Origin of the sequence: Streptomyces sp. NPDC049577 (assembly GCF_040675635.1) — a bacterium.
Lineage (GTDB): Bacteria > Actinomycetota > Actinomycetes > Streptomycetales > Streptomycetaceae > Streptomyces.
Window position 1 is genome coordinate 1 of the sequence record NZ_JBFAPH010000403.1, and the last position, 5,227, is coordinate 5,227.

The window sequence follows — 5,227 nt, forward strand, 5'->3', positions numbered from 1 at the left end:
CCGGCGAGCAGGTCCGTCGCGGCGGGCCGCACGGTCACGCCGGGCGCGTCGGCCGGCACCAGCACCCAGGCGAAGCTGGTGAAGTGCCGCCCGGGCCGGTGCCGGGCGAGCACCAGCAGCCGGTCGGCGGCGAGGGCGCCGGTGATCCAGCGCTTGCCGCCGTTCAGCGTCAGCCGCTCGCCCTCGATGGCGACCTCGGTCCCCAGCCCGGCCAGGTCCGAGCCCGCCGCGTCCGCGTCGGTGGCCGCGAGCGCCACGACGGCCTCGCCGGCGAGGGCCCACTCGTACACCTCGCCGCCTTCGCCGCCGAGCAGCGGCAGCGCGCTGGCCGTCTGCACGAGCACCCCGAGGGTGACCCCGTTGTCGCCCCGCGCGTCGACGGCCCGCAACAGCTCCCCGAGCCGCGCGGCCCGGACGCGGCCGTCCTCGTAGAGCCCGCGGAGCACACCACCGCGCCCGAGCGCGAGCCAGACGTCCCGCAGGGGTGCGTCGGCCGGCAGCCCGGCCAGCGCGGACTCCGCGTTCTCCGCGTTACGGGTAACGGGTGGGTGGGTGGGAAGAGCACCACCCCCCACCGGCCGGCTAGGCAAAACGCACCTCCGGATCCAGCAGCGCCAGCTTGCCGTCCGCCAGGTGCAGGCGGTCGTTGCTGTAGTTGAGCGCCGCCGACCGCAGATCGCGCAGGGCGTGCTCCAGGCGCGTCGGGGAGTCCTTCAGATAGCCGTGCCGCATGCCCACCGCGTCGACCAGCTCGTCGACCGCGCGGTAGCACTCCTCCGCGGCGGTGATCTTGAGCGCGTTGAGCTGGAGCTGCACGCGCGGCAGGCTCAGGTCGGCGGACTCGGCGACCGTGCGTTCCGTGCGGGCCAGGAGGGCGTGGACCGTCTCCAGCCGCTGCCGGGTGCGCGACAGGCGGGTCAGCAGCAGCTCGGAACCGAGGTCCGTGCGGCCGCGGTTGGCGGGGGAGCGGAGCATGCGCAGGACGCGGGAGAGTGCGCCCGCCGCCGTGCCGAGCCAGCAGGCCGACCAGCCCAGGTGGGCCATGGGGCCGAAGACCGAGGTGACGATGGCGCGGAAGTCGCCCTGCCGGCCGACCACCTGCGCGCAGGGCACCTGGCCGCGCAGCTTCAGCGCGACGCTGTGGCTGGCGCGCATGCCCAGCGGCTGCCAGTCGCCGGAGCGCTCCAGGGTGGTGAGCTGCTCGCGGTCGGCGTAGACGAGGGAGACCTGGTTCGGCGAGGTGGCGCCCGGGGCCAGCATCGTCACCAGGAAGCCGTCGGCGTGCTCCCCGCCCGTGACGATGGGGGCGAAGCGGTCCAGCAGGAGCTCGCCGTCCGCGTCGGACAGCGCGGACTCCGAGGTGAGCAGGTGGCCGCCCTTGCCCGCCTCCGTCGTCACCGAGGCCAGGTAGCGCCGGCCGTCGGCGATCTCCGGCAGCAGCCGGCGGCGCAGCGGCTCGCTGCCGTGCCGGACGACGGCCTCGACCTGCTGGCAGTGCATGGCGAAGATGACGGCGACGGACATGTCGACCCGGCCGAGCTCGATGCTCGTGGCGACCATGTCGGCGACGGTGCCGCCCAGTCCGCCGTACTCGGTGGGCACGAGCAGGCCCAGCAGCCCGGTGCGGCGCATCTCGTCCAGTGCCTCGACGGGGAAGGCCGCCTCGCGGTCGGTGCGGACCAGGTGCGCGGCCGCCACCTCGGCGACCCGGGCGGTCCGGTCGGAGAGGCTTTCGGTGCGCAGGGGGGCCGGCTCAAGGGCGATGGTGCTCATGCGGCGTTCACCCGTTCAACCGGGGCGTCGTCGCCCAGCGCGGCGCGGACCTCGGTCCACAGGCTCCCGGCCGTGGCGAAGGTCGCGTCGTTCATCGCCTCGTCCGGCAGGGACACCCCGAAGGCGTCCTCGATCGCGAAGAGCAGCTCGATGGCCTGCATCGAGTCCAGGCCCAGCTCCCGCAGGTCCGAGCCGGGCTCGAGCTCGCGGTCGCCGATGAACTTCAGGAAGGGGGTGAGCAGTTCGGTGAAACGGGGGTCCATGGTGATCAGTGCTCCTTCGTGACGGTGGTGCGGGTGAGGGAAACGCGGGAGACCTCCGGCGCGCGGCCGGGGTGGTCGCCGTCGACCACGGCCTCCGCGGGCAGCGGGTGGCCGAGGAAGGCGACGAGGCTGGCGTACAGGCCGTACGCGCCGACGTTCGGCACGGCGAGCAGGTCTCCGGGCCGCAGGGCGGGCAGGTGCGCGCCGCGCGCCCAGGTGTCGAGCGGGGTGCACAGCGGGCCGGCCACCAGGGCTTCGAGTCCCGCCCCCGTGTCGTCGGCCCGGTCGGCCCGTACCAGGTGCGGGGTCAGCGGGGGCAGGCGCCGCATGCCGGACATGCCGCCGAGGTGGTTGATGCCGGACTCCAGGACCACGATGTCCTTGCCGTGCGAGCGCTTGACGTCCAGCACGGCGGTCAGCAGCGTTCCGGCGGTGCCCACGAGGTAGCGGCCGGACTCGAAGGCCACCTCGGGCGTGCCGTCCCGCCAGCCGGCCAGTTCGGCGTCGAACAGCTCGGCCAGGCGCGGGCGGAGCCCGGACAGGTCCACGGCGGTGCCGGCCTTGGCGAAGGGGGCGCCGAAGCCGCCGCCGAGGTCCAGCGTGCGCAGCCGCACCCCGTGCCCGGCCAGCGCGCCCTCCAGCCGGCGGGCGGTGTGCAGGGAGCGGGCGAACTGGCCGACGAGGTCGTCGACGGACGTCAGATTGGTGCCCATGTACAGGTGCAGACCGCTCACCTCGGCGTGCGGCCCTCCGGCGAACCGTTTCGGCTCGGCGAGGACCCAGCCGGTGTCGGCGCCGAACTGCGAGGCGACTCCGGTCATCGCCAGGCCCTGGCCGGGCACGGGCTGGTCGTCGTTGACCCGCAGCAGACAGCGGACGCGCACGTCCTGTTCGGCGGCCAGCCGGTCCAGCTGGTCGATGGCGTGGGGCGAGTCGACGGAGAAGTGCCGCACGCCCCGCGCGAGGGCGTCGCGGATCTCCGCGTCCCGCTTGCCGGGCCCGGTGCAGAGCACGTCGCCGGGCGCCCAGCCGGCGCCGAGGGCGGCGTCGAGCTCGCCGGTGGAGCACACCTCGGGCAGGGCGCCGCCGGCCCGCAGCTCGGCGAGCACGGCCGGGTGCGGATTGGCCTTGAGCGAGTAGTAGAGCGTGGCGGGCTCCGGCAGGGCGGCGCGCAGCCGGGCCTGGTTGCGGCGCACCTCCGCCAGGTCGTACACGTAGGCCGGCGTGGGCACGTCCGCGAGGTCGGCCAGGGGCACCGGCAGCAGGCCGGGGTCAGCGAGCACGGACATCGCCGGCCTCCTCCGCCAGTGCGGCCAGTGCCTTGCGGTCGACCTTGCCGTTGCCGGTCAGCGGGAGGTCGCCCAGGACCACGCAACGGCCCGGGATCTTGAACTCCTCGATCTGCTCGCGCATCCCGAGCAGGACGTCGCCGGGCGTCAGTTCGCCGGTGACGAACAGCAGCGCGGGGCGGCCCTCCCGCGGCGCGAGGACGGCCGCGGAGACGACGCCGGGGACGCGCCGGGCGGCGGCCTCGACCTCGGTGGCGCTGACGCGGAAACCGTTCTCCTTGTAGATGTCGTCGCGGCGGCCGGTGAAGTACAGATAGCCCTCGTCGTCCAGCCACCCGTAGTCGCCGGTGCGCAGCTCGGGGAAGAGACCCTCGACGCGCGGGAAGCGCTGTGCGGTCAGCTCGGGACGGCGCCAGTAGCCGGACATCACGTTCGGGCCGCGCACGGCGATCTCGCCGATCTCCCCGGGAGGCAGCCGCCGGCCCTCGTCGTCGACGACGAACACCTCGGTGCCGGGCAGGGCGCGGCCGCAGGCGCCGGGCCGCTCCAGGTCGCCGTCGGCCGGCATGATCGTGGCGCGCTTGCACTCGGTCAGGCCGAACATCAGGTGCACGCTCAGGCCGGGGATCGCCTCGCGCAGGGCCGTGATCGTCTCGCGGGGCATCGCGGCGCCGGTGTTGGTGACCAGGCGCAGCGCCGGGCGGCGGTCGCGGGCGCGCCGCAGCAGCCGGGTGAGCGCCTCGGCGACGGCCGGCACGGCCGGCAGGACGGTGGCGCCCGAGCGCAGCAGATTGCCCAGCAGCGGGGGGCCCACCTCGGCGGGACGGCCCAGCCAGACCCGGGATCCGCCGCAGGCGGCGAGGAAGAGCTGGTAGAGGCCGTAGTCGAAGGAGAGCGGCAGCGGGCTGTAGACCACGTCGTCGCTCCGGTAGCCCAGCACCTCCTGGATCGCCCGGACGGCGAAGACGGCCTGCTGGTGGGTGCTCACGACGGCCTTCGGCAGTGAGGTGGTGCCGGAGGTGTAGATCAGGCAGACGGGGTCGACCGCCAGCGGCCCCCGGGGCAGCGGGCCGGTCGTACCGTCCCCGTCGGCTGCCGTGTCGAAGGCCCACGCGTCCGCCTCCTCGACGGACACGGCCCGGATGCCGCGCGCGGCCGCCGCCTCCCGCGCCTCGGGGGAGTCGCTCACCAGCAGGGCGGGCTCGCTGTCGGCCAGCACGTGCTCCAGCTGGGCGCCGCGCACCTGCTCGTGCAGCAGCGAGAACGCGGCGCCGATCCGCGAGGCCGCGTACACCAGCACCGGCACGGTGACGGACGAGGGCGCGCCGACGACGATCCGCTGCCCGCGCCGCAGCCCGCCGGCGTGCAGCCTGCGGGCCAGCCGGTGGCTGGCGGCGGCCAGTTCGCGGTAGTCCAGGGTGCGCTCGCCGCAGGTCACGGCCGGGTTCTCGGGCCACGTCCCGGCGGCCGCATCAAGGAGGTCGTGCAGCAGCGTGATCTCGGTCGGGCCGGTACGGCTGGTCATCGGGTCTCCGCGGGAAGGGCGTACGCCGGCGCGGTACCGGCGGACGGCGGTCGGTTGACGACGCGGCAGATCGCGTCGATCTCGTGCAGGTTCTCGGGGACGAGGTCGTCGGGCGCGAACTCGACGCCCAGTTCGCTCTCCAGCCGCTCGACGATCTCCACGATCCGGAAGGAGCTGAAGGCGGGGACGTCCGTCAGCGGCGTCCCGGCGAGCAGCGGGCCGGGGTCGGTCGCGAGGACCGACGCGGCCACCTCGGCGACCGTGCGGCGCAGTTCCTCGGGCACCGCCCGCGCGGCGGGCGGGGCGGCGGCGGCCGGGTCCGCGCCTCCGGCGGCGAGGACCTCGCGGTCCTTGCGCAGGAACTCGGCGAGCCGGTC

The 5,227-nt window shown here is 75.1% G+C and carries 6 protein-coding genes; all 6 read right to left on the reverse strand.

The features are described 5' to 3' along the window. A partial coding sequence (locus AB0K09_RS29550) for an acyl-CoA dehydrogenase family protein (RefSeq protein ID WP_366068474.1) occupies positions 1–575 on the reverse strand: 575 nt, incomplete at its 3' end. 7 nt (positions 576–582) lie between these two features. Beyond that, a complete protein-coding gene (locus tag AB0K09_RS29555; protein WP_366068475.1) occupies positions 583–1,773 on the reverse strand; it encodes an acyl-CoA dehydrogenase family protein in 1,191 nt (396 codons plus the stop codon). Further along, complete coding sequence (locus tag AB0K09_RS29560) at positions 1,770–2,036, reverse strand: phosphopantetheine-binding protein (protein WP_366068476.1); 267 nt, start codon at positions 2,034–2,036, stop codon at positions 1,770–1,772. The genes AB0K09_RS29555 and AB0K09_RS29560 overlap by 4 nt, the downstream gene beginning before the upstream one ends. A 5-nt stretch (positions 2,037–2,041) precedes the next feature. Next, a complete protein-coding gene (locus tag AB0K09_RS29565) occupies positions 2,042–3,325 on the reverse strand; it encodes a type III PLP-dependent enzyme (protein WP_366068477.1) in 1,284 nt (427 codons plus the stop codon). Further along, entirely contained in the window at positions 3,309–4,850 is a 1,542-nt protein-coding gene (locus AB0K09_RS29570; RefSeq protein ID WP_366068478.1) for a class I adenylate-forming enzyme family protein, read from the reverse strand. The genes AB0K09_RS29565 and AB0K09_RS29570 overlap by 17 nt, the downstream gene beginning before the upstream one ends. Next, positions 4,847–5,227, reverse strand: a 381-nt coding sequence (locus AB0K09_RS29575; RefSeq protein WP_366068479.1) for an acyl carrier protein, incomplete at its 5' end; no start/stop codon positions are given. The genes AB0K09_RS29575 and AB0K09_RS29570, both read right to left, overlap by 4 nt.

Excerpts from the sequence above, each read along its gene's own strand:
- AB0K09_RS29555 (WP_366068475.1), bottom strand. The coding sequence starts at position 1,773 with ATGAGCACCATCGCCCTTGAGCCGGCCCCCCTGCGCACCGAAAGCCTC.
- AB0K09_RS29560 (WP_366068476.1), bottom strand. The coding sequence starts at position 2,036 with ATGGACCCCCGTTTCACCGAACTGCTCACCCCCTTCCTGAAGTTCATC.
- AB0K09_RS29565 (WP_366068477.1), bottom strand. The coding sequence starts at position 3,325 with ATGTCCGTGCTCGCTGACCCCGGCCTGCTGCCGGTGCCCCTGGCCGAC.
- AB0K09_RS29570 (WP_366068478.1), bottom strand. The coding sequence starts at position 4,850 with ATGACCAGCCGTACCGGCCCGACCGAGATCACGCTGCTGCACGACCTC.